This is a genomic window from Desulfomarina profundi (assembly GCF_019703855.1).
GTDB lineage: Bacteria > Desulfobacterota > Desulfobulbia > Desulfobulbales > Desulfocapsaceae > Desulfomarina > Desulfomarina profundi.
On record NZ_AP024086.1, the window covers coordinates 1192085 to 1213995 of the forward strand.

Consider the following 21911-nt stretch of genomic DNA (forward strand, 5'->3'; position numbering starts at 1 on the left):
AAAAACAGAAATGCTCATATATGCTTGATATGCTGCGCTTATTATTTTCTTATGCTCCTCGGAGTCTAAGCTTACCTGAACTCGAACAAAAGATCTCATTTCTGGACAGACACCAGTTAGAGGTACTTTTGCCTTGAAGAAAAGAAGTACAATCTTTCCTGAGGTCAGCATAGGCCACGTTTTTTTATCAGCATCCCGCACTTCAGAAATGTTTCAGGAGGAATAGATGAAATGTCCATACTGTGGCCATCTTGATAATCGGGTTATTGATTCTCGCTTGAATAAAGATGCCTCCATTACCCGGAGAAGAAGAGCTTGCCTTTCATGTGACCAGCGTTTTACAACCTATGAACGTCTGGAAGTAATGGTCCCCATGCTGGTTAAAAAAGATGGTAGAAGGGAGGCATGGGACAGGCAGAAACTTGTTATCGGATTGGAAAAAGCCTGTGAGAAACGACCTGTTAGTCGTGATATGATAGACGAGTTCGTGGATGAGATAGAACATAAACTGCAGGATTACGGGAAAAAAGAAATTCCTTCAAAAGATGTAGGTGAATGGGTCATGCAGAATCTCCAGGATCTGGACGAGGTTGCTTATGTCAGATTCGCATCGGTCTACCGCCAGTTCAAAGATGTAAACGAGTTCATGAAGGAACTGAAAAATATATTGAATGAAAGGGGAGAAATTGAATCAGAGTAAGGATATTCATTTTATGCGTCTTGCCTTGCAGGAAGCACGCAGAGGTGAAGGGAGAACCTCACCCAACCCCTGTGTTGGAGCAGTAATTACAAAGGGTGGACGGATTATTTCAAAAGGATATCATAAAAAAGCGGGAACTCCACATGCAGAAGTCAATGCGATCAGGGCCGCGAAAGAATCCCTGAACGGAACGACAATGTACGTTACCCTGGAACCCTGCAGTCACAAGGGCAGAACCGGTCCCTGTGCCGAAGCGATTGTGGAAAACCATATTGCCAGGGTAGTGATTGGAATGGAGGATCCCAATCCACTTGTTCATGGAAAAGGTATAGATTTTCTGCGTCGAAATGGTGTTGAGGTCGTGACTGATATCTGCAGTGATGAATGTAGAGAAATAAACAAACCTTTTATCAAGTATATCAGCAGCGGGCTGCCACTTATTATTATGAAGGGTGGAGTCAGCCTGGATGGGAGGCTGAATTACCAGAAAGGCCATGGCGGGTGGATTACAGGCAGGGAGACCCGGGGGGCCGTGCACGCAATCCGAAACAGGATAGATGCTATTTTGGTTGGGCGTGGAACAATCGAAATTGATGACCCTTCGTTGACGACTCGGATTACAGGGGAAAAAGGCAGAGATCCTGTGCGGATTATTCTGGATACAAATCTGCAGACTTCTCCAGACGCCAAAGTTTATAATCTCCAGTCTCCCGCAAAGACCTGGATTTTCTGTTCCGACACCCTTTCAAAGGAAAAAAAGGATAAATTCCGGAAATCGAACGTGGTGGTAAAACCAGTTGCATGCAGGGGAGACAGCATTGATCTCCTGGAAGTTGTAAAGTTGCTTGGCCGAGAGGGGGACATCTGTTCTGTACTTGTTGAGGGAGGGGCGCGAATACATGGTGCTTTTCTTCGAGAGAAACTGTTTGATTCTGTAAATCTTTTTATTGCACCTGTTTTTGCCGGTGAAAACGGAATAGCGTTAACTGAGGGGTACAACACAGAAAATCGAGATACGGCTGTAAAATTGTGCAATCTCAGCTATAAACGTTATGGTAACGATATCATGATCGCAGGTGATGTGGTTTACCCGGAATAAATAATAATTTTCCAAGAAATTCAGTCAGATTGAGCTTTTTGGGAAAAAACAGTCTTGATTTCCGGAATGAGCTTCGTGCATTCCGCTTTGTCCTGAAACAATAATGTAAGTGTCAGAGAATCTTTTTCAAAAGCCGGACTGTGGTTAAGCCGGAAATTTTTTGGAAGATCAAGAGATGTTGTGAATGCCTTGAACTCATCTTCTGCTTTTGTTGAGGCGGGGGTAAGTTGTTTTTTGAGCAGCAATCCAAGGTGATGAGCTTTTTGAGGGGGATTCATTTCCTCATGCTCAAGAATTGCCGTAATCTTATCATTTTTCAGATAATCTGATATGGACAGCCGGTGTCTTCGGCTGAGATCCCGTAGTGCGATAATGATTTTTTTCTGTTTTCCGGCTCCCACACCCAGCATCCTGAAAAGAGAGACAAGGGTTTGGCGATCAGTTTTTTTCCTGATATTCAATAATTCCATTACGATTTTTTCCTGCAGGTTCCCTTTATCTATCTCAGTCAGAATTTCTCTCCCCAGAGACAGTATATCCAGTATTTTTGAGATCGAATTAAAATACCTGGGCAGAGCAAGCATCGGAAAAAAATGGCTGACAATTTCCCGATCAGGGATATTATCAGCTGCGATTTCAAGAAATCTTGCTTTTTCTGCAATTGAGAGCTGACCCGAACAGGTCTGCTCTGTCAGGATGATCTTCAGAATTGACTGTATCGGCAGGTTGTCTGGTAGAATAAAACAGGCAATGGTCTCTTTTCCGAGGAATTCCCTGGTGACTGCAATTCTGGCATTTCCGGTGACAGTATCAAAAATATTATTTCCTGTTTGCTGGAGAATTGGTGGATGGAGTACTCCGGTCTGCAGAACTGAGTTTTTCAGTTCATCACTATATGACTGTTTTTTCCATGGATGCAGGTTCCATTTTTTGGAAGTTGATATGCTCGAGAAAGGAACATGATGATAAGAAAACACTGGAAGTTCAGGGATGGACATGAATATACAAGGAAATTGAGGAGGTAGTGTTTAATATGAAACTCTCATGAAAAAAATACCCTGGATAGCACGTGCTACAGCTATTCCAGGGTATGAACCAGACTAAGAGAGAAAACAATCAGATAGAACTACGATGCATTAATTTTATCTCTCAGAATCCCTGATGGTTTAAAAGTGACAACACGTCTAGCCTCAAGTGTCAATTCTGCGCCTGTCTGAGGGTTGCGTCCCCTTCTGGCATTTTTATCTTTCACGTTAAATTTGCCAAAGCCGCTTAACAGTAGATCGGAACCATTTATTAATGAGTTTTTTGAAATTCTTAGAAAAGCTTCTACAGAATCTGTTGCCTGGGCTTTTGTCAGTCCCTCATGATTCTTATAAACCTGCTGGACAAGATCTGCTTTGGTCAGTGTCATACATTCCTCCCTCGTGAGCTGTATTTGTGTCTTCTTGTTGGTTTTGTATAGAAAATTCCACGGGGTTACGGCAAGTTAATGAATGCTTGTCTTCTCCACGTTTTGTAATCAACCCGTATCTTTTATCAGTTCAGGCGGCGTAAGGTTCAAAGCTTTTCGGAGTCTGCGCTTATCTGCAATGAACTCCAGTAACCTGTTTTTGCTGTAAAAATACTGAAGAATTAAGAGGTTATTCAACTCTTATTGCCTGAAATGTTTACATTCAGAGCTTGTCTGAAGCGCTAATACACAATATTGTACAACAACCTGTTGTAGAGCAAACTATCACCGTAATTTTCATGTTCGATGATATTGTGAAAAATCCTTATTTTCATTTACCCTATTGCAATGATATCCTTTCAAAAAAGAATGTCAAACATATAATTAATGATAAAGTATTATATTATTAACTTTAGCACCTTTAGACGACAGAAGCAATTTTGAAAATCGGAAGGTACATGGCAACAACTAATCCACCAATCATTCCCCAAGAAAAACCATCATAAACGGTTCAATCATGGCCGTGAGATTTTCCACAGCCTGGTCGACTTCCTCATCATAAAAATCGGCAATCTTTTCCAACATGGCATCCAGGGCGCCCACAGACTCACCGACATTAATCATCTGGACCACCATATTAGGGAAAACGCCTGATTCTTCAAGTGGTTCAGCAATTGGTCGTCCTTCAGCGATAGCATCACCAACCATGAAAACCGCATTTTCTATCACTTTGTTTCCGGCGGTTTTGGCAACGACCTGCAAGGCTTCAAGAATAGGAACACCACTTTGAAGCATGGTGCTGAGTGTTCGAGTAAATTTAGCCACAGCAACCTTGCGCAGCAGGACTCCAACCACAGGCGAACGGAGGAGTAATCGATCAATAGTCAATTCACCTTTTTTAGTGGAATAGATTTTTTTGATTATGAATATGATGAGAAAAATACCAACCAGAATAAATACGATGTTATTTTTAAAAAATTCACTCATATTGACAACAATCTGGGTTGGAAGCGGAAGACTGGAGCCGAAATCATTAAACATTTTTGAGAAAACAGGTACAACGAAGACCAGAATGACGATAAGGATGAGGATTGAAATGGCCAGACAGATGACCGGATAGGTCATGGCGCCTTTAATTTTTTTCTTGAGGGCCATGGATTTTTCCATAAATGTGGCCAGTCTTGAAAGAATGGTATCCAGAATACCTCCGGTTTCTCCCGCCTCAATCATATTGTTAAAAAGATTATCAAAAATCTTGGGGTGCTTTCGCATGGCATCAGAAAGAGTGGAGCCTGACTCAACATCTGAGCGAATTTCTCCGAGAGCCTTTTTAAATGTTGGATTGCTTTGCTGCTTTTCAAGGATTTCGAGACCCTGGACAAGGGGTAGTCCTGCATCAATCATTGTGGAGAGCTGTCTTGTGAAAATCACAATGTCTTTTCCGGTGACCTTGGGTTTGAAAATACTTACATTTTCAAGGAGATCTTTAGGTTTTTCCTTTATAACCGGATCTGCAATTCTCAACCTTTTGACCTGCAGCAGGGCCGCAGCCATATCGGGAGCTTCTACTTCTCCTTTCCGTTTTTCACCGCTGGAATTTTTTCCTTTCCATACATAAACAGGCATAGTTGCCTCCATCAGATTTTGAGTCAATCAGAGAATCGTAGTGTAGGTTTGTTTATTTTAATGAACTGTATTGAAAAAACTGCCAGTTTTTTTTGATTGGAAACTGTACGTGTCGTTTCGGATAAATTCAAAGTAAAATCTAGTATATATCAAATGGTTGGATAATACAAGCTGATGACTGTCAGGATTATTGTAAATTTTTTTACGGAAAAGATGTTTTTTCAGGGATATTGTTCCTTTTACCAACAGAAAAAAACTTGTGAGTTTTATCTCACCTTGGTATACTGCAAGGTTCTTGGTGGATAAATATTTACGCATACCTGTTTCAGGTTTTCCAATGACCTGGAACGTTTATATGGACGGAGGAAAAAAGAATGCAAAAGCAGGGAGCTGTCAATTATAAAGATGGTCGTTTTCAGCCTGTTATTGAAAAATGTGACGGTTGTGGAAGAGTGGTGGAGCAGGAAGGAGAGCAGTTCTGTATGAGTTATCTGAACCCTGCAGCAAAGTGGAAACTGGGTATCTGTAATTTTGCCACCCATGCAAAGCCAGAAATCACCGTAACTAAAGTGAGAATAAATCCATTGAAAGCAGCAAAAAGAGCATCTAAAAATAAATAATCAGAGAAACATGGTTTATTACAGGGGAGGTGACGTTTATCTGCCGCCTCCCTTCGGTTGCATACTGTACCTGCAACCTGTTTTAACCCGCACTATTTAAGAAAATCTTTGAACCTGACGCCACCCGCATTGATGAGAAACGCGGGTTAAACGGGTCTGTTTCCAAAAATAGCCGTCCCTACACGAACAATTGTAGCCCCTTCTTCAATGGCAATCGGAAAATCTCCGGACATGCCCATTGACAACTCAATGTTCTCAATACCTGCAAAAAATCCTATGGCTGACAGTTTATCAGCCAGAACCCGGAGATTTTTGAAGTGAGGTCTTGTTTTTTCAGGAGAAGCTTCGTATGGAGGGATAGTCATCAACCCCTTGATTCTCAACCTGGAAAGCGGCTGGAGATCTTCCAGCAGTTCCGCGGCTCTGTCGGGAGCAACACCTGATTTGTTGCTGTCCTGGCCAATATTCACCTGAACAAGTATATCAAGGTTTTTATCAAGTTTTTCAAGGTGTTTGTTCAGTGCAGTTGCAAGCTTGACTCTATCAACGGTTTCAATCATTGAGCATGATTCTGCTGCAATTTTAGCCTTGTTTGTCTGCAGGTGCCCGATAAAATGGAAGCGAATGTTTTCGGGAAGCTCTTTTCTTTTCTGTTGTAATTCCTGAATATAGTTTTCACCAAAAAGCTGCTGTCCGGCTTTATAAGCAGAAAGTATTGCCGTGTGAGGAAATTTCTTGGAAACTGCAACCAGTTTTATTTCTGCGGCGGATCTGCCGGAGTTTCTGGCTGCAAGTTGAATCTGTTCTTGTATTTTTAACAGGTTTGTTGAAATCATAATGCGTAATCGAATTAAAATTGAAAAAGGGTTTCACTGTTTTGAGAAGTCTGACGAGCAACTTCCATCAGGGATGTCTGTTTTATCTCTGCAACTTTTTGTGCTGTATACAGGATATAGAGGGGTTCATTTCTCTTTCCCCTGAACGGATGAGGAGCAAGAAACGGCCCATCGGTTTCAAGGACCATGGAACTCAGCGGTATCTTTTTAACAACATCCTGCAGGACCGGGCTGTTTTTAAAAGTTACGATACCGGGAACGGATATGAGTAATCCAAGATCAAGAACTTTTTTGGCAAAATCAAAATCTCCGGAAAAACAGTGCATTATTCCTCCATGTTTCAATGGTGAAGCATTGCGGAGGATATCGATGGTGTCTGCATCGGCTTCCCGGTTATGAATTATAACCGGCAGACCAAGCTCACCAGCCAGATTGAGTTGTCTGTCAAACAACTCTTTCTGTATGTTTTTGGGAGAGTGTAGTTTGGCGTAGTCGAGCCCAATTTCACCATAGCCGACAATATAATCCGGATTGGTATGATAAAGAGTATGGAGGGCCGAAAAATCAGAATCGCTACTGTTTTGGGCGTCATGTGGATGGATACCGATTGTTGCAGATATCTGGCTGAACTTTTTTGAAAGCGCAACTGCACGGACGGAACTTTCCATGTCAATGCCTATTGTAACTATTCGAGCAACCCCATGGTCTGCACCATTTGTTATGATTTTTTCCAGGTCCTCCCGATACATTTTCATATCAAGGTGACAATGAGTGTCTATAATGTAGGCATCACCCTGGAGATTCGGTAATGCTTTCTTGCTGGTCGTCAAACTGTATTCCTCCCGAAACAGGTTTATCTAAAAATCCTGCAACTCAAGGTCGTTCTGCCGCAGTCAGATTTTTATTCCTTTGTTGCACCTAAAAGGCATAAATACCCAAAGGGCATAAATACCCAAAAGGCATAAATGGTCGAGCTATTGGGTCCAGCCATGCTGGGTTATCAGAATTCTTTTGTCCGGTTAAATCTGAATTGTTCCCGTCACTGTTTATCTGGAGCTGCATTGTATATTAAAACAGGAAATAAAGCTTCACAATGAACTAGTGTAATGATTTTTCATATAAAAATATAAAATAAATCTTCATATACGATCAAAACTATCGTATAGTAAAAAGGAGTTTTCCAGTTTTTTTTAAAAACTGCTGTAAAATACTCAATATTCAATGGTTGAATTGGATTGTTTTTTCAGGATTATCCGAAGACTTCGTCGTTACTCTGTTCAGAAATGATTTTTCATTCTCTTGGTATGCGTTAGTGGGATAATGTTGGTTTATATAAGTGGTTTTTATGGTGATTTTCTTAAAATGTCAAACAGAACCTTTTGAGAGATTATTGCTTTATTATTGAAATAAATGCGGGTTTGAGAAAAAGCTGATTCCAGCGACAATATTTAAGATGAGGTTTGTGGCATGAATTATGGGATTGTCAGTCAGGAGCAACTCGAGCAAATAGATGGAATATTATCAGAAAAGCTGATAAAGCTCGGTGTCGATTGCGTTATTATAATTGACATGGCGGGTAATATAATCACTGCCAAGGATAATGGTGAAAGCAAGTATGATGTTTATTCCTTTGCTGCTCTGGCTGCCGGTAATTTTGCAACGGTAGATGCCATGGCAAAGCTTGTCGGTGAACAGGAGTTTTCTCTGTTGTTCCATAAAGGACAGGAATCAAATATCCACTTCAGTAAAATTGATGATGAGCTTCTTTTGATTTCCATGTTCGGCAGAGATATTTCTTTGGGTTTTCTTCGATTGAATGTGGTGGATGTCATAGAGAAAATAAGAAAGGTCTGGGATAAAAAGTAGGTAAAGTTGAAAATGCTTTTCTTGCAGTGTGGATCCACTGAAGTCATCAGCTTTATATTGAAGAAACTACAGGGAGTGGAACGTTGAGTTTCATTAATTTAAAAGAAAAAGTAGTACAGGTTAAGATTGTCTATTATGGACCTGGTCGCGGTGGAAAGACAACAAATCTTGAATATGTCAATCGGAGGTATCGAAAGCAGATTCTCTCTGAGATGGTAAGTTTGAAAACCCATGGAGACAGAACATTATTCTTTGATTTTCTGCCTTTTGATATGGGAAAAATCAAAGGGTATGACATAAAAATACAGTTGTACACAGTACCTGGACAGGTCAAATATAATGCCACGAGAAAACTGGTTCTGCGGGGTGTAGACGGAATTGTTTTTGTTGCCGATGCGATGGAGAAGCAGCGTGAAAAAAATATCAGATCTCTCAACCAGCTCCATGAAAATCTGAAATCATATAAGGAGAGTATTTTTAAAATACCTCTGGTTATGCAATATAATAAAATTGATTTAAAAGAACATGGTATACCAATACTGCCAACCTCCGTGTTGCAGAACGATCTGAACAGTCGATTAAAAGTACCCTATTTTGAAGCAAGTGCGATCACCGGATATAATGTTGCGGCTACTTTGAAGAAAATCATCTCTTCATCAGTTATTTCAATTCAGAAAAAATTACTCTAGAGAGAAAGGCTGTGGTTGAACAGTATAATGAAAATCAATACGATGATGATTTGACAATCGGGTTAGATGACTATGAAGAGAGATATCAACCGGATACCGTTGATCTTTTTGAATTCTCAACCCAGGAGGAGTCACCTATCAGCAGGTTGAAAAGCCTGATTTTATCGATTGATTGGGAAATTACTGATGAGGTCCTGATGCAGTTTAATGAGGAGCTTGTTGACCTCAGGGACATATGGGCTGATGAAAAAATTAATCTTGTGTATATTCAGGCCCTCGAGAAAATCAGCAAATATATTTACCAGCAAAAAGCCGAAGCTCATCCAAATGCGATAAAATTACTTTTAACGTTTTATTATAATCTTGAAAAAATTGTTTCATCTGGGGAACTCTCTGAGCAGGAGAAAAAAGATCTTCTTTTAGAAGATGTTAAGAAGTTTGAATATTTTAAACAGCAGATTGTTCGATACGATAAAAGATCCGGTAAAACCAATGAAGTAGAAAAAGTCCCCGAATCTTCGGGTGATGTCCAGGTCGACAGCGATGAACTGTTAAATTTGAAAGCCGCTGTTCTGGGCATTGACTGGGAGATCACCGAAGAGGATTTAAAAAAGCTTCGGGAAGAGGTTGTCAAGCTTGAAACAAAATTTGCAGAGGAAAGGCCTAAGCTTATTTTGTTGCAGGGCATTGGAACCCTTGGAGCCTACATAAAGGTAAAGAAGAGCAATGCCCATGCAGATGCTTTTTCATTATTGCATCTCTTTTTTGAAAGCCTTGAGAAGATTGTTACAACCTCAATGACATTTGAAGAAGAAAAGGAAGTTCTCTTCCATGCAGTGGAAAAATTTAACGCATTTAAAGAACTTCTTGGCACAACAATTTCTGAGGAATCTTTAAAGAAGCGGGAAGAGGACGCCGGTCAGGAAGTGGTTGGTGATTCCAGTGAAATTCAGCCCGCACTTGCTGATTTTGATGATGAAGAATCCATTGGTTTCCAGGAAGAGGCTGAAGCTCAGGAGCTTGGTCTGAAAAGTCCTCTGGATGTGTCATCCCATATCGATCAGTTCTTTGGCGATGCACCGGAAGAAGAGAGTGATGAGCTGCTGGCAGCGGCTGATTTAACTGAAGCGTTGCAAGGTGTTGATGTTGAAGAGGATGATAAGCAAGAACCCGAGCAGGCCGTTGAGCTTGAAGTAGGAGAACAGACTCTTTTTAAGGATGAACCCGATGCTGATTTGTTTGAAGATTCAGAGGAAGATCCTGTACCGTTAGTTGAAGAGAAAGAGTTGGCGTTGCAGGGTGTGGATGTTGAAACCGAGGCAGATGATGATTCCGGTGAGGAACCATTGCCGATTGAAGCATCAGGCGAGTTGGCTCCTGCGTTGACTGACAGTGATGAGGAATCTCTTTTCAGTGTTGATTCATTGGAGGGTCCAATACAGCATCAGGATGTTGAAGAAAAGCTGGAAGAAACTCTCAATGATTTTTTTGTGGAGGATGAGGCGGCTGAAACAGTTCCTTTTGGCTTTACGGCTGAAACAGATTCTGGTGAGCAGAAAGAGGAGACTGATATAGGTTTTTCTGATCAATTGTTTGAGGAGCCTCTGGAAATAGATGATGAACCGATAGCTGATGATGTCAGTGGTCAGGAACTTGAAGATTCGGAACAACTTGATCTTGTAGAAGAATTGCCAGAGCCGGTAGATGATGAGTCCCTTGTCATTGAATCCCCGGCTGAACCGGAGGAACCGGAACCTGTAGAGTGGTTTCAGGAATCATTACCGGAAGAAAATGATCTTGATCTTGCTCCAGTTCCGGAAGAAATTCCCGTTGAAGGTTTGGCTGTTGATGAAAGAGAGGCGGCAGAACCTGTTGATGCCGGGGATGAAGAGCTTTTTAAAGATGTTGCGGATGATATTGACCCTGCTCTGTTGTCAGAAGAGTTGGATGATGTTGGTGATGATACTTTTTCAACCACGCTGGACCAGAATCTTGATTCTTTCTTTGGGATGGATGAGGGAGTCGAGGAAGCAACAGACGATGATCTGCTCTTTTCATTACCTGAGGATGAACCTGAATCTGTTGTAGATGAAGCTGGAAAAGAGGATGAGCCTGAAGAGGATGAGGAAGAAGTTGTCTTTGAACTTGCGGAAGAAGATGTTCAACAGGACGATGACCTCTTGCCTGCTGCATCATCGGAAGAGTCGGAAGGAATAGAAATTCCAGGCGACTCTGTAGATGAAAACCCCTTGGCGTCTCTGGGCGCCTGTCTCAGTTCTATTGAACTGGAGCTGGATGGGAAGGTTATACAGGGGATATTTGCTGAAATAAATCATTTAAGACAGCTGTGGGCCGACAGGACTCTTGAGAAAACATTTTTACAGCTGTTATCGACTGTTACACAGCACGTTGACCAATTTCGCCTGGAGTCCAGTCATGAATCTTTTGCTTTACTCAAAGACAATTACGATGCGTTGAGGACTCTATCTGATAAAACTGCGGAAGAGGCTCAGGAGATGCTTCTCAGGGAGACTGCAAAGGTTCTTGGCTGGCAGCAGGAGATTATTACTGCCATGGTCTCACCTGCCGCCGGGAACACAATCTCTCCTGATGAAAACGGAAGTGAAGATGTGCAGGAAAAAGAAGAGACAGAAGGCCTGCGAGATGAAGTGACTATAGTAACGACAGATATCCATGAGGAAATTGTCAGTTTGAGAAAGACACTTCAGGAGGAAATTGCTTCTCTTAAGAAGGAATTGAAAAAAGAATAGCGGAAATATCTCCGGTCTGGCTGGGGAGTAAAGCAAACAAAAAAACGCTGCACCAGTAGTGATGGTGTAGCGTTTTTTTGTTTGAGAAATACAGGTTGGCCAGACTTGTTTATCGTAAAAAGGCTATGGTGGAAAGGAGGGTATAAAGGAAAAGCCCAGCAAAAAAAAGATAAACAGCCTGTCTTCGATAATTATTGTCCCGGGAAAGCGAGAAAAACAGGAAAAGGAAAAGGGCTGGGACTATAACTCCAGCGAACAGCGGAGGAAAATAGCGGAGGAGCTCCTGGAGGCCGAGGAAGAACCATGGACCGGTAATATATTCAATTCCCGGTAGTTCCGGCTCAAGTGGTGCTGCCAGGTAAACGGGAAGAATGAACATGAAAATGAGAAGCAGAGGATGTCCTGAGGCTGTAGTCTTATATCTCCGCAGATGGTTCCAGAGAAGTACAAGAAGGAGGAGGTCGAAGGAAATGATATGGTGAAGATAAACATTTCTCATCCCATGGGATGAGATGGAAAAGAGGAGATCATTCAGTGCGTGCCCGGCAAAGGGTATGGATTGAATAATATTTTCAGCAATGAAACCTGCGGATGAGCCTGTAGTGTCATCCCTTAAAATATAACCTGTGAAAAGCAGCAGGAGTGTGACGGGCAGGGAGGATGCAACAAACAGCCAGTCTTTTCGTGTATATTTGTCAGTTTTTGTATAGGTGAACATAAAATGACAGCAGGAGAACAGAAAGAAAAACTGGCTTGAATAAAAATGCAGAGATCGGAAATAACCTCCGAACGGAACGATTAATTCAATCGAAACCGAAGAATAATACGGTGTTGAAGGTTGATATTGTATCCCGACAATAATACCCGAAAAAAGGGAAACATAGAGACAGACCAGCGCCCAGCTGCCCCATTTGCAGTTTTCCAGGAAAAGCAGTAGTTGTTGGATAATGCCCATTTTTTCTCTGTCCAGTTTATCAGGAAATCCCGTCATCAAAGGTTGTTATGCCGCAGTCGGATTTTCATTGATTATCCCGGGAGCATAAACTGCCGAGTTATATTATCCAGCTGTGTCGGTCAGGTTGTAACTATGTAATATGGACTGTTTTCTCTTTTTTCAACCGGAAACTGTTTGAGCGGTTTTCGGGCAGGTCCGTGGAGGACAGCCCCTGTTCTAGCGTAAAAACGACTCTGGTGGCAGGGGCATTCCAGGATGTCTTCCGCATCCTTATAGTGGAGTCTGCAGCCAAGGTGTGTACATTTCCTTGACAGAGCCCAACAGGAGCCATCTTTATCAAAAAGAATGAAATCTCTGGTCACGAGAACACCATCTGCCGGGAGAGGGGTACCGATCTTTACGTAATTCGGTTTTTTGGGGACAGTGTAACCTGCAAATTTCAATATGGGATAGAGAAGTGCTGTTGACAGCAACTGGAGAATAATATTTCTCCTTTTTTTCTGGAATTTAATGCCCACGAATACAGGTTAGATAGAAAAGATTACTGTTTCTCTGAAAACTTATCAATCAGCATTTCATTGACGTGAAAAGGAACCATATCACTGACATCCCCGCCGTTTCTTGCGGCATCCTTGATAATTGATGAACTGATGAAAATCCATCTGAAATTCGGCATAAGGAATACCGAATCGACTTCCCGCTGCAGTTTTCTGTTCATCAGTGCAAGCTGAAATTCATAATCAAAATCTGATACGGCACGCAGACCTCGAACTATGGCTTTTGCTTTCTGCTGATGAGCAAAGTCAACCAGCAAGCCTGATACGGAATGTACTTCGACCCGGGAGAAATCTTTAAATGTCTGCTCAATCATTTTTACTCTTTCTTCAACTGAAAAAAGAGGACTTTTGGCAGGGTTTATACCAACTGCGACAATAACCTTACTGAAAAGATTCAGTGCCCTTTCAATTATATTGACATGACCCATGGTAATTGGATCAAAGGTTCCGGGATAAACTGCGATAGCCTGTTCTGTTTTAATATGAGTACTCATAAATTGCTTCCCTGGATTAAATTTCTGCCGATATCTGATCGGTTTTTGAGTATACGATCACAGGTGTTTATTTTTTCTAAATTTTTTCTGACTGCATAAGGTTGGGTTTATAAAACCAGAATGAGGCTTCACCGTAGACACGTCGGTCAAACAACCTGAGAAACGAAAGCTCTGTCGGTAGACTTACATTGCATCGTTCTTCAATGATAAGGAGACCATTGTTTGATAATAGATTGCTTTTGTCAAGCATAAGCAGTGATTTTAATGAATAATTGCTGGAATAAGGTGGGTCCGAGAAAATTATGTCAAATCCACGGGGGTGCAGGGAAGATAATTTTCCGGTTGGCAGGCTGTGGGTAAGGTCATGACGAATGACTTTAATTGTGGAAACATTTTTTCTATTTCCGAGGCAGAGGGAAATATTCCGCTGTAAAATTTGAAGCGCAATCTTGTTTTTTTCGACAAAAAAGACGTTATTTGCGCCCCTGCTGAACGCTTCAAGCCCAACAGCGCCAGTTCCTGCATAGAGGTCTAGCATGTCAGAATGAATGATCCGCTGGCCTATAATGCTGAAGAGGGCTTCCCTGGCCCGATCGGAGGTCGGCCGAATGGTTTTACCCTGTCGAGCCGGCGGAGCAATCAGTTTCCGGCCTTTTACTGTCCCACTGATAATTCTCAATGTAATTTGATGAAGTCAAAGAGAAATCTGATTACATGGCACCCGGATCCTGCAATGAACAGGTTAGAAATCCTCACTTTCCTGAAGAGAAATCCGTGCTAACTTTTGAGTTGCCCGAGAACTGTTTCTCCGGCACGAACTTTTTGTCCTACTTCCACAAGAATATCTGTTTCAACCGGCAGATAGAGATCAACTCTTGATCCAAATCGTATAAGGCCAAACCTCTTGCCTCTTATCGCTTCATCCCCGGGCTCAAGCCAGCAGATAATCCTTCTGGCAATCAGACCAGCAACCTGGACACAGGCAATTTTTTTCTGTTTCTCTGTTGAAATCACGGTAGCACAATATTCATTCTGCAGGGCACTTTTTTCACTGTCGGCCGAATAAAATTTTCCAGGTCTATAGATTATCTGCTCCACTGTACCGGAAAACGGAATGCGGTTAACATGGACATTAAATACATTCATGAAAATTGAAATCTTGAAAACTTCATCATGGATGAAAATTTCGTCCTTGATTCTGTCAATAAGAATAATTTTTCCGTCAGCAGGGGAAATCAATGCATTTTCATTATGGGGAATGAATCTTTCCGGATCTCTGAAAAAACTGAGGACAAAGAGCGAGATGAGGAGAAGAACCAGGGTGACAACCGTGAATCCCAGTACTGCCGAAATAAGAGTACAAAACGCCGCCATGCCAATAAAAGGATATCCTTCCCTGGCAACAGGAATTTGAGGACTAAGCATAATGGTAGAATGGAAGTTTATTTGTGTTTGCTTGCACGGGCCATTGCGATGACACCGGTTCGCACGATTTCTTTGATACCGATCGGTCGCAGTATGTCTATTACTGCCTGTATTTTGGATGCGGTTCCGGTCAATTCTATGGCATAACTCCTGGCGCTGACATCAATCACTTTTCCTCGGAAAATATCTATGATTCTTAGAACTTCAGCCCTTGTATGATTTTCTGCCTTGACCCGAATCAAAACCATTTCACGTTCCACATACTCCTGTTCACTGATATCTGTGACCTTGATGACATCAATCAACTTGTGTAACTGCTTGGTTATCTGTTCAATTATGGCATCGTCGCCTTTTGATATAACGGTCAGGCAGGAAATTTCGGGATCCAGGGTTGCGGCAACGCATAAACTCTCGATATTGAACCCCCGGCCACTGAATAATCCTGTAACCCTGGAAAGAACGCCCGGTTTGTTTTGGAGAAGAACAGAAATCGTATGTTTCATATGGCTAGCCTTGTCAGGTTGTATATGTTTGATGGAGCGGTATTTAAACGAGCAGCATTTCCGTATTAGGTTTTCCGGCAGGAACCATCGGATAGACTCCTTCTTCCTTCTCTATCTTGAAATCCATTATCACTGTGTTATCAGTAGCCAGAGCCTCTTCAATGACCGGTACAACTTCATCTTTTGTGAGGGCTCTTAAGCCGACGGCGCCAAAAGCTTTTGCCAGCTCAACAAAGTCCGGTGTGATATCCATGACAGTCGATGCGTATCTCTTGTTATAGAAAAGCTCCTGCCACTGCCTAACCATTCCCAGGTAGCTGTTATTGAGAATTGCGATTTTAACAGGGCAGTTGTATTGCCTGGCTGTTGCCAGTTCCTGGATGTTCATCTGGATGGAACCGTCTCCGGCAATGTCAATAACCGTTTTTTCGGGAAAAGCCATCTGGGCGCCGATAGCTGCCGGAAGACCGAATCCCATGGTGCCAAGACCACCGGATGTAACAAAGTGACGCGGATAATTGAATTTATAAAACTGAGCAGCCCACATCTGGTTCTGGCCTACTTCGGTCGTTATTATTGCATTGCCACCGGTGAGTTCATCCAGTTTTTCAATGACGTACTGCGGTTTGATGATTGTACCATTGTCTCTGTAGGTGACCGGATGCTGTTTTGTCCACTTATTGAGGAGCTCAATCCAGGGAGTATGAAGATCCCCTCTTTCAGTCGCTTTAAAACTGGTATTATTTTCAAACCAGGTATTCAGGGCCGTCAGGGCATGTCTGCAGTCAGCGACTATGGGGATGTCGACCCGAACATTTTTACTGATGGAGGTGGGATCGATATCGATATGGATGATTTTTGCATTGGTGGCAAAATCTTCAAGTTTGCCGGTTACCCGGTCGTCAAATCTGGCTCCGACCGCGATAAGGAGATCACACTCGGCAACAGCCATGTTGGCTGTATACCCTCCATGCATGCCAAGCATCCCAAGGGAAAGGTCATGGGTACCTGGAAAGGCGCCCAGGCCCATCAGTGTCATGGTGACAGGGATATTAAGTCTTGTTGCAAGTTCTGTCAGTTCTTTGTTGGCGTCAGAGAGAATGACACCTCCACCGACATAAAGAACGGGTTTTTCAGCTTTGAGAATAAGTTTGGCAGCTTTGGCAATCTGCCTGCTGTGCGGTTCATATGTTGGCTGGTAGCTCTGTATCCGGATTGGTTTTTTCTCCGGGTAATCTATAGTGCACCCTACGAGATCCTTGGGCAAATCAACGAGAACAGGGCCGGGACGTCCGGTTCTGGCGATATGAAAAGCTTCCCTGATCGTGGGGATCAAGTCTTCATGCCTGGAAACCAGATAGTTATGTTTTGTGCAGGGACGGGTAATGCCAACAATATCAACTTCCTGAAAGGCATCGTTACCTATGAGCGGTCTGGGGACCTGTCCGGTGAGAACGACCAGGGGAATCGAATCCATATATGCCGTTGCAATTCCGGTTACTCCATTGGTGGCACCGGGGCCGGAAGTGAGAATGGCTACTCCGACTTCGCCGCTGACCCGGGCAAGAGCATCAGCCGCATGGACTGCACCCTGCTCATGACGAACAAGGACATTTACCAGGTTGGAATCCATCAATGCATCAAAAAGATCAATGACGGCACCACCCGGATATCCGAATATTGTTTTTACACCTTCGTCTTCAAGGCATCTGACAATTGCCTGGGATCCGGTAATTTTCCCCATTAATTTATTCCTTTTTGAAAGATTTGAAATCGTGATTCAAGTGAAAAACGATGGAATGCACTTCAATGATTTATTGTGAAGATTAACACTCTTTATCAAAAACGCTCAAAAAATATATCTTTGAATAGAATGAATGTCAATATACAAAGCCTCTTGTCAGGAATTCCTGCGGATACCATGAACTTAAAAATCATGATGGAGTGGGCGGGTTCAAAAAAAGCTACTTGACAAGAACAGTTTATGGTGTATTTTCAAAAATCAGACGATATTTAAGTATAATATACAAATTCAGTGTGGTTGTAATGAAAAAAACTCTACTCTCTCTACTATCCTGGCTTTTATTTTGTGAAGCCGTGGCGAACACGGGAGAGTTGTAGTCTAATTTATTCTGCTATATATCCCTTTAAGGCCGCGGTTGATAAAACCGCGGCCTTTTTTTTTGTCCTATTGATCAAGGAATCGAGAAAGGAGAACAAATGAATCCGGAAGCCGTAAAGAAATACAGTCCCCAACCACTGGTAAGTCTGCCTGGTCGTACCTGGCCGGAAAAAACCATTGAAAAACCACCCACCTGGTGCAGTGTGGACTTGAGGGATGGTAATCAGGCACTCATTCATCCCATGAGTCATGAAAAGAAAATGGAAATGTTCCGGCTTCTGGTTGAAATTGGTTTTAAAGAAATTGAGGTTGGGTTTCCGGCGGCGTCGGAGGTTGAGTATCATTTCATTCGAACCCTGATAGAGGATAATCTTATTCCAGAGGATGTTGTTATTCAGGTCCTGACCCAGGCTAAAGAATCGCAGATTAAGAAAACGTTTGAGTCTATCAGGGGAGCGCGGGAAGTAATTATGCATCTGTATAATTCAACTTCCACCCTGCAGCGACGAATCGTTTTTAATATGAATCGAAAAGAAATTATTGATCTGGCGATAAAGGGAGCGGAGACAGTGAAAAATGAAGCTTCCGCTTATCCGGAAACAAAATTCAGATATGAATATTCACCCGAGAGCTTCACCGGGACTGAACTGGATTTTGCCCTTGAAATATGTGAAGCTGTGAAAGATGTACTGCAGCCTGATCCACAGAATAAAATGATCATTAACCTGCCGGCAACGGTGGAAATGACTTCTCCAAACGTATATGCTGATCAGATTGAATGGTTTTGTAACACTGTATCTGACCGGGATTCCGTGATTATCAGCCTTCATGCCCACAATGACAGGGGATGTGCAGTGGCTGCAACAGAACTGGCTATGATGGCTGGTGGAGAGAGGGTGGAGGGGACACTGTTTGGAAACGGGGAACGTACCGGGAATGTGGACATCATTACCCTCGCCCTGAATATGTTTATCAGGGGGTTGATCCGGAACTGAATTTCGGAGATATTAACCGGCTCATAGATGTTTATGAAAGAGTGTGCAGGCTGAAGGTTCACCCAAGACATCCATACGCCGGTGAGCTTGTCTATACCGCCTTTTCAGGATCACACCAGGACGCCATCAATAAAGGTATGATCAGGCACCGGGAGTCGGAAGGGAAATTGTGGGAGGTGCCGTACCTGCCAATAGATCCCCGGGACGTGGGGAGAACTTACGAGGAAGTCATACGAATCAACAGCCAGTCCGGCAAAGGTGGCGTTGCTTATATCATGGAGGAATTCGGTTTTAAAATGCCTAAGAGCATGCATCCCGAATTTGGTGCCATTATTCAGAAAGTCACAGACAGGGAAGGGCGTGAACTGTTGCACGAGGAGATATTCAAAGTTTTTTCTAAAGAATACCTTGCGTCTGACAGGCCCTATGCAATCCAATCTTTTCATGTTCATAAACGACATGTGGCGGCCAATGAGAATGATTCTTTTGCGAATATCGAGGCAATATTATCAGTTCAAAATGAAGAGAGAACTGTATCTGCCTCAGGAAATGGCCCTCTGGATGCTTTCTGCTCCGCATTAAAGGCTGATATAACAGGAGATTTCCGTTTGCGAAATTACCATGAACATGCCTTGAATGGCGGTTCCAGTGCGAAAGCTGCAGCCTATATTAAGATAGAATATCCAGATGGAACCGTTCGATGGGGTGTGGGCGTTGATACAGATATAATTATTGCCTCGGTAAAAGCTGTTTTGAGTAGTTTGAACAGGCGGAACAAATAATTGCAGGTACTATGGCAGTGAAAAAAAGTAAATCCTTTCAGGGAAGCACATTTCTCTGAAGGGATTTATTGCCTGTCCGGATAGAGTGCTGGCAGAATCCCTTACTTTGATAAATGGTCAAGAGAGGAAAGGGGCAATGGCCCTTTGTTTCTCATTTGACGAACAATATTATATACGGATTTTCGCACAGGGTATCTCAGTTGATCTGAGTTAAAAAAACTTCTGCAAATGATCCTGTAACCATCAATCATCCCTTTTATGTTCCATAAATATCTGTTTTTTCTGAATGTATGTTGAATTCCCCGGAATGTGTTTATGGCCAGGTTGGGAAGCAGGTAAACAGTCGGGCAGTTCTTCCAGATATACAATAACGAATTGCGACGCCCGTAGAAATCCCATTTCTCAAAACTGCGTGCAGGCGATTCGAAATGTCTCATCGGCTCACTGACTGCAGCGATGGCACACATTTTTCCGGATTCCAGTAATCGGATGCAGAAATCGTCTTCTTCAACCTGATGGTAGAAAAATTCATCGAACCCGCCTAACCCGAGAAATGTATCTCTTCTGACTGCACAGGCACATCCTATAAAGCTGGCAGCAATGAAAATATCGGAGCCATTTTTGCCTTGGGGGTGTCCGTTAATCAGGTTGCCGTCTTGAATAAAAGGAATAGCTACAGCTCCAATACGCTGATCATTAAATTGCTGTAAAACTTCCTCAACAGTGTGAATTCCCGGAAGTTCCGAGTCATCGTCAACAATGAAAACGATATCTCCGGCTGAAAGGTTTGCGCCGTAGTTTCGGTTTCTGATTGAGCCACAATTTGTTTCTCTGCAGATTAATTTCACCCGGTTATCGTACTTTTTCCTGATCATTTCAACCGTGTGATCAGTGGAAGCATCATCTATGATCAGTATTTCTATGGGTGAATGGCATTGTTGAGCAAGGATGGAATCAATACAGCGTTCAAGGTCTGAAGCCCTGTTGTACGTAGAAACCACAAAGGAAGCTCTTGTTTTCTGATCCATAATATCCAGTTGTTGGCTCTGTTCTTTCTGTTATAAAATTGATATTTTTAGAGTGGTCCTGCTTAAAAATATTTCAAAAGAAGTTTTTCTTAACAATTAGTTTAGCAGATAAATCAATGATTGAATATCAACATTTTTTGGCGGATACTGCCGGTGGAGTCTATAAAGACAGGAAGTTAGGATTGATGAAAATAGTAAGGGTTTCCTGAATTACGGATTAAAGTTTGTAATTCCGGAATTTTTCTCCTCTATTTGAAAAAAACAAGCCTAAAATAGACTTGAGCAGTTTTCCGAGTTTTTTAAATATGTTTGGTAAAAACGGAAGTGATATAATTACTCTGTGTTTGTTTTCCTTGGTACCTGCTTGATATGTTAAGGGAAAATCAACTGATGTTTGTCAGGTCATGAAATTATTCCGAGAATAACTGATTTTAACGAATTGGGGTGAGTATTACAGTTAATATTTTTAATATCAGTAAGTTATCCTGGAATAATGGTTGCTGGTGTTTTGTTTGAGGGGAAAACGACCTCGTTGCAATTTTCTGGCTTGAAAATTGCATACCATTATGCAAGAGAATTTTTCTTCATTTTCACAATAAAAAAAGAAAATGAAAAATTCATAGTTACAGGAGGTCGATATGAAAAAAATACTGTTAACTGTATTTTCCATGGGGGTTGTGACATTGGCTGCCAGCAGTTTTGTCAATGCAAGTACAATTAACCTGACAGGTACTTTGCGGGATTTCGAATCATCTCACCCTGATTTTCAATATGTCATAGGTGTGGATCCCGGCATTGTTGCAAACACGCTGGGTGTTGACGGGAAACCTGTATACGCAGGTGGGGCCGGAACGCTTACGACAACTGGAGCTGCTAACTTCAATCAGTGGTATAATGATGTACCCGGCGTAAATACAACTTCGTCGTATACAATTACTTTAGATAACTCAATCACACCGGATCCGAATGTATATACATTCTCGGATATGACCTTTTTTCCGCTTACTGCCCCGGAAGATCCGGAAAATTTTTTCTTTACATATGAAATTCATTCCGATTTCACTTACCAGGGTGGAGAGACATTTACCTTTTCAGGAGATGATGATGTCTGGGTCTTTATTGACAATCAGTTAGTAATGGATCTGGGAGGAGTGCATACGATGTTGACCGGATCAGTTGATCTTGATACTCTCGGGTTGACGATTGGCAATGATTATGATTTTGATTTCTTTTTTGCGGAACGTCATACAACGGAGTCACATTTTAGAATTGATACTTCAATCAATATCAACAATGAGGTTCCCGAACCGGCAACTATGATTCTGTTTGGTGCCGGGCTGGTTGGCATGACGGGTCTTCGCCTGAGACGCAAGAAAACAAAATAGAGAAT

19 protein-coding genes and 2 pseudogenes are annotated in these 21911 nt (G+C 42.2%); 8 read left to right on the top strand and 13 right to left on the bottom strand.

Going from position 1 to position 21911, the window contains the following annotated elements:
- Nucleotides 1-226 precede the first annotated feature (226 nt).
- A complete protein-coding gene (gene nrdR / locus LO777_RS05560; RefSeq protein WP_228856547.1) occupies nucleotides 227-700 on the top strand; it encodes a transcriptional regulator NrdR in 474 nt (157 codons plus the stop codon).
- A complete protein-coding gene (gene ribD, locus LO777_RS05565) occupies nucleotides 687-1799 on the top strand; it encodes a bifunctional diaminohydroxyphosphoribosylaminopyrimidine deaminase/5-amino-6-(5-phosphoribosylamino)uracil reductase RibD (protein ID WP_228856548.1) in 1113 nt (370 codons plus the stop codon). Before nrdR ends, ribD begins: the two co-directional genes overlap by 14 nt.
- Nucleotides 1800-1819: 20 nt before the next feature.
- Here the strand turns inward: ribD and LO777_RS05570 are convergent, their stop codons facing one another.
- The 3 genes and pseudogenes from LO777_RS05570 to LO777_RS05580 form a co-directional block, all read right to left on the bottom strand.
- On the bottom strand, nucleotides 1820-2797 hold the full coding sequence (locus tag LO777_RS05570) for a hypothetical protein (RefSeq protein WP_228856549.1): 978 nt from the start codon (nucleotides 2795-2797) through the stop codon (nucleotides 1820-1822).
- 128 nt (nucleotides 2798-2925) lie between these two features.
- Complete coding sequence (locus LO777_RS05575; protein ID WP_228856550.1) at nucleotides 2926-3213, bottom strand: integration host factor subunit alpha; 288 nt, start codon at nucleotides 3211-3213, stop codon at nucleotides 2926-2928.
- A gap of 460 nt (nucleotides 3214-3673) precedes the next feature.
- Nucleotides 3674-4878, bottom strand: a pseudogene (locus LO777_RS05580) (type II secretion system F family protein).
- Nucleotides 4879-5252: 374 nt separating this feature from the next.
- On the opposite strand from LO777_RS05580, the gene LO777_RS05585 reads away from it, so the two are divergent.
- Nucleotides 5253-5498: a PxxKW family cysteine-rich protein gene (locus LO777_RS05585; protein WP_228856551.1), complete on the top strand. Its 246-nt coding sequence runs from the start codon at nucleotides 5253-5255 to the stop codon at nucleotides 5496-5498.
- A 146-nt stretch (nucleotides 5499-5644) separates the two neighbouring features.
- On the opposite strand, the gene LO777_RS05590 is transcribed toward LO777_RS05585, so the two are convergent.
- Nucleotides 5645-6334 (bottom strand): YggS family pyridoxal phosphate-dependent enzyme, encoded by a 690-nt coding sequence (locus LO777_RS05590; protein WP_228856552.1) that lies wholly within the window; start codon nucleotides 6332-6334, stop codon nucleotides 5645-5647.
- A 14-nt stretch (nucleotides 6335-6348) separates the two neighbouring features.
- Complete coding sequence (locus LO777_RS05595; RefSeq protein ID WP_228856553.1) at nucleotides 6349-7164, bottom strand: TatD family hydrolase; 816 nt, start codon at nucleotides 7162-7164, stop codon at nucleotides 6349-6351.
- Between the two features lie 637 nt (nucleotides 7165-7801).
- On the opposite strand from LO777_RS05595, the gene LO777_RS05600 reads away from it, so the two are divergent.
- The 3 genes from LO777_RS05600 (at nucleotide 7802) to LO777_RS05610 (ending at nucleotide 11660) form a co-directional block, all read left to right on the top strand.
- Nucleotides 7802-8200: a roadblock/LC7 domain-containing protein gene (locus LO777_RS05600; RefSeq protein ID WP_228856554.1), complete on the top strand. Its 399-nt coding sequence runs from the start codon at nucleotides 7802-7804 to the stop codon at nucleotides 8198-8200.
- 83 nt (nucleotides 8201-8283) lie between these two features.
- Complete coding sequence (locus LO777_RS05605) at nucleotides 8284-8889, top strand: GTP-binding protein (protein WP_228856555.1); 606 nt, start codon at nucleotides 8284-8286, stop codon at nucleotides 8887-8889.
- Between the two features lie 11 nt (nucleotides 8890-8900).
- The gene (locus LO777_RS05610; RefSeq protein WP_228856556.1) at nucleotides 8901-11660 is read left to right on the top strand and encodes a hypothetical protein; all 2760 of its coding nucleotides are present in this window, start codon (nucleotides 8901-8903) and stop codon (nucleotides 11658-11660) included.
- A gap of 109 nt (nucleotides 11661-11769) precedes the next feature.
- On the opposite strand, the gene LO777_RS05615 is transcribed toward LO777_RS05610, so the two are convergent.
- The 7 genes from LO777_RS05615 to ilvB form a co-directional block, all read right to left on the bottom strand.
- Nucleotides 11770-12651 carry a cytochrome b N-terminal domain-containing protein gene (locus LO777_RS05615; RefSeq protein WP_228856557.1) on the bottom strand — a complete coding sequence of 294 codons (882 nt, stop codon included), beginning with the start codon at nucleotides 12649-12651 and terminating at the stop codon, nucleotides 11770-11772.
- An 83-nt stretch (nucleotides 12652-12734) separates the two neighbouring features.
- Entirely contained in the window at nucleotides 12735-13133 is a 399-nt protein-coding gene (locus tag LO777_RS05620) for a QcrA and Rieske domain-containing protein (protein WP_228856558.1), read from the bottom strand.
- Between the two features lie 23 nt (nucleotides 13134-13156).
- Nucleotides 13157-13666 carry a pantetheine-phosphate adenylyltransferase gene (gene coaD / locus LO777_RS05625; RefSeq protein WP_228856559.1) on the bottom strand — a complete coding sequence of 170 codons (510 nt, stop codon included), beginning with the start codon at nucleotides 13664-13666 and terminating at the stop codon, nucleotides 13157-13159.
- Between the two features lie 76 nt (nucleotides 13667-13742).
- Entirely contained in the window at nucleotides 13743-14345 is a 603-nt protein-coding gene (rsmD, locus tag LO777_RS05630; RefSeq protein WP_228856560.1) for a 16S rRNA (guanine(966)-N(2))-methyltransferase RsmD, read from the bottom strand.
- A gap of 98 nt (nucleotides 14346-14443) precedes the next feature.
- Entirely contained in the window at nucleotides 14444-15091 is a 648-nt protein-coding gene (locus LO777_RS05635; protein WP_228856561.1) for a phosphatidylserine decarboxylase family protein, read from the bottom strand.
- Nucleotides 15092-15108: 17 nt separating this feature from the next.
- Nucleotides 15109-15594 carry an acetolactate synthase small subunit gene (gene ilvN, locus LO777_RS05640; protein WP_228856562.1) on the bottom strand — a complete coding sequence of 162 codons (486 nt, stop codon included), beginning with the start codon at nucleotides 15592-15594 and terminating at the stop codon, nucleotides 15109-15111.
- A 43-nt stretch (nucleotides 15595-15637) separates the two neighbouring features.
- Nucleotides 15638-17338, bottom strand: coding sequence for a biosynthetic-type acetolactate synthase large subunit (ilvB, locus tag LO777_RS05645; RefSeq protein WP_228856563.1), 1701 nt, complete (start codon nucleotides 17336-17338; stop codon nucleotides 15638-15640).
- 476 nt (nucleotides 17339-17814) lie between these two features.
- Between ilvB and leuA the strand changes: the two are divergent.
- A pseudogene (leuA, locus tag LO777_RS20950) lies at nucleotides 17815-19493 on the top strand (2-isopropylmalate synthase).
- 101 nt (nucleotides 19494-19594) lie between these two features.
- Here the strand turns inward: leuA and LO777_RS05660 are convergent.
- Nucleotides 19595-20521 (bottom strand): glycosyltransferase family 2 protein, encoded by a 927-nt coding sequence (locus tag LO777_RS05660; protein WP_228856566.1) that lies wholly within the window; start codon nucleotides 20519-20521, stop codon nucleotides 19595-19597.
- Between the two features lie 638 nt (nucleotides 20522-21159).
- On the opposite strand from LO777_RS05660, the gene LO777_RS05665 reads away from it, so the two are divergent.
- Nucleotides 21160-21906, top strand: a complete 747-nt coding sequence (locus tag LO777_RS05665; RefSeq protein ID WP_228856567.1) for a fibro-slime domain-containing protein — start codon at nucleotides 21160-21162, stop codon at nucleotides 21904-21906.
- Nucleotides 21907-21911 lie beyond the last annotated feature (5 nt).

What these genes read in the sequence shown, in the direction of transcription:
- nrdR (WP_228856547.1), top strand. Translation starts at nt 227, where the DNA reads ATGAAATGTCCATACTGTGGCCATCTTGATAATCGGGTTATTGATTCT.
- LO777_RS05570 (WP_228856549.1), bottom strand. Translation starts at nt 2,797, where the DNA reads ATGTCCATCCCTGAACTTCCAGTGTTTTCTTATCATCATGTTCCTTTC.
- LO777_RS05575 (WP_228856550.1), bottom strand. Translation starts at nt 3,213, where the DNA reads ATGACACTGACCAAAGCAGATCTTGTCCAGCAGGTTTATAAGAATCAT.
- LO777_RS05585 (WP_228856551.1), top strand. Translation starts at nt 5,253, where the DNA reads ATGCAAAAGCAGGGAGCTGTCAATTATAAAGATGGTCGTTTTCAGCCT.
- LO777_RS05590 (WP_228856552.1), bottom strand. Translation starts at nt 6,334, where the DNA reads ATGATTTCAACAAACCTGTTAAAAATACAAGAACAGATTCAACTTGCA.
- LO777_RS05600 (WP_228856554.1), top strand. Translation starts at nt 7,802, where the DNA reads ATGAATTATGGGATTGTCAGTCAGGAGCAACTCGAGCAAATAGATGGA.
- LO777_RS05615 (WP_228856557.1), bottom strand. Translation starts at nt 12,651, where the DNA reads ATGACGGGATTTCCTGATAAACTGGACAGAGAAAAAATGGGCATTATC.
- coaD (WP_228856559.1), bottom strand. Translation starts at nt 13,666, where the DNA reads ATGAGTACTCATATTAAAACAGAACAGGCTATCGCAGTTTATCCCGGA.
- LO777_RS05635 (WP_228856561.1), bottom strand. Translation starts at nt 15,091, where the DNA reads ATGCTTAGTCCTCAAATTCCTGTTGCCAGGGAAGGATATCCTTTTATT.
- ilvN (WP_228856562.1), bottom strand. Translation starts at nt 15,594, where the DNA reads ATGAAACATACGATTTCTGTTCTTCTCCAAAACAAACCGGGCGTTCTT.
- ilvB (WP_228856563.1), bottom strand. Translation starts at nt 17,338, where the DNA reads ATGGGGAAAATTACCGGATCCCAGGCAATTGTCAGATGCCTTGAAGAC.
- LO777_RS05660 (WP_228856566.1), bottom strand. Translation starts at nt 20,521, where the DNA reads ATGGATCAGAAAACAAGAGCTTCCTTTGTGGTTTCTACGTACAACAGG.
- LO777_RS05665 (WP_228856567.1), top strand. Translation starts at nt 21,160, where the DNA reads ATGAAAAAAATACTGTTAACTGTATTTTCCATGGGGGTTGTGACATTG.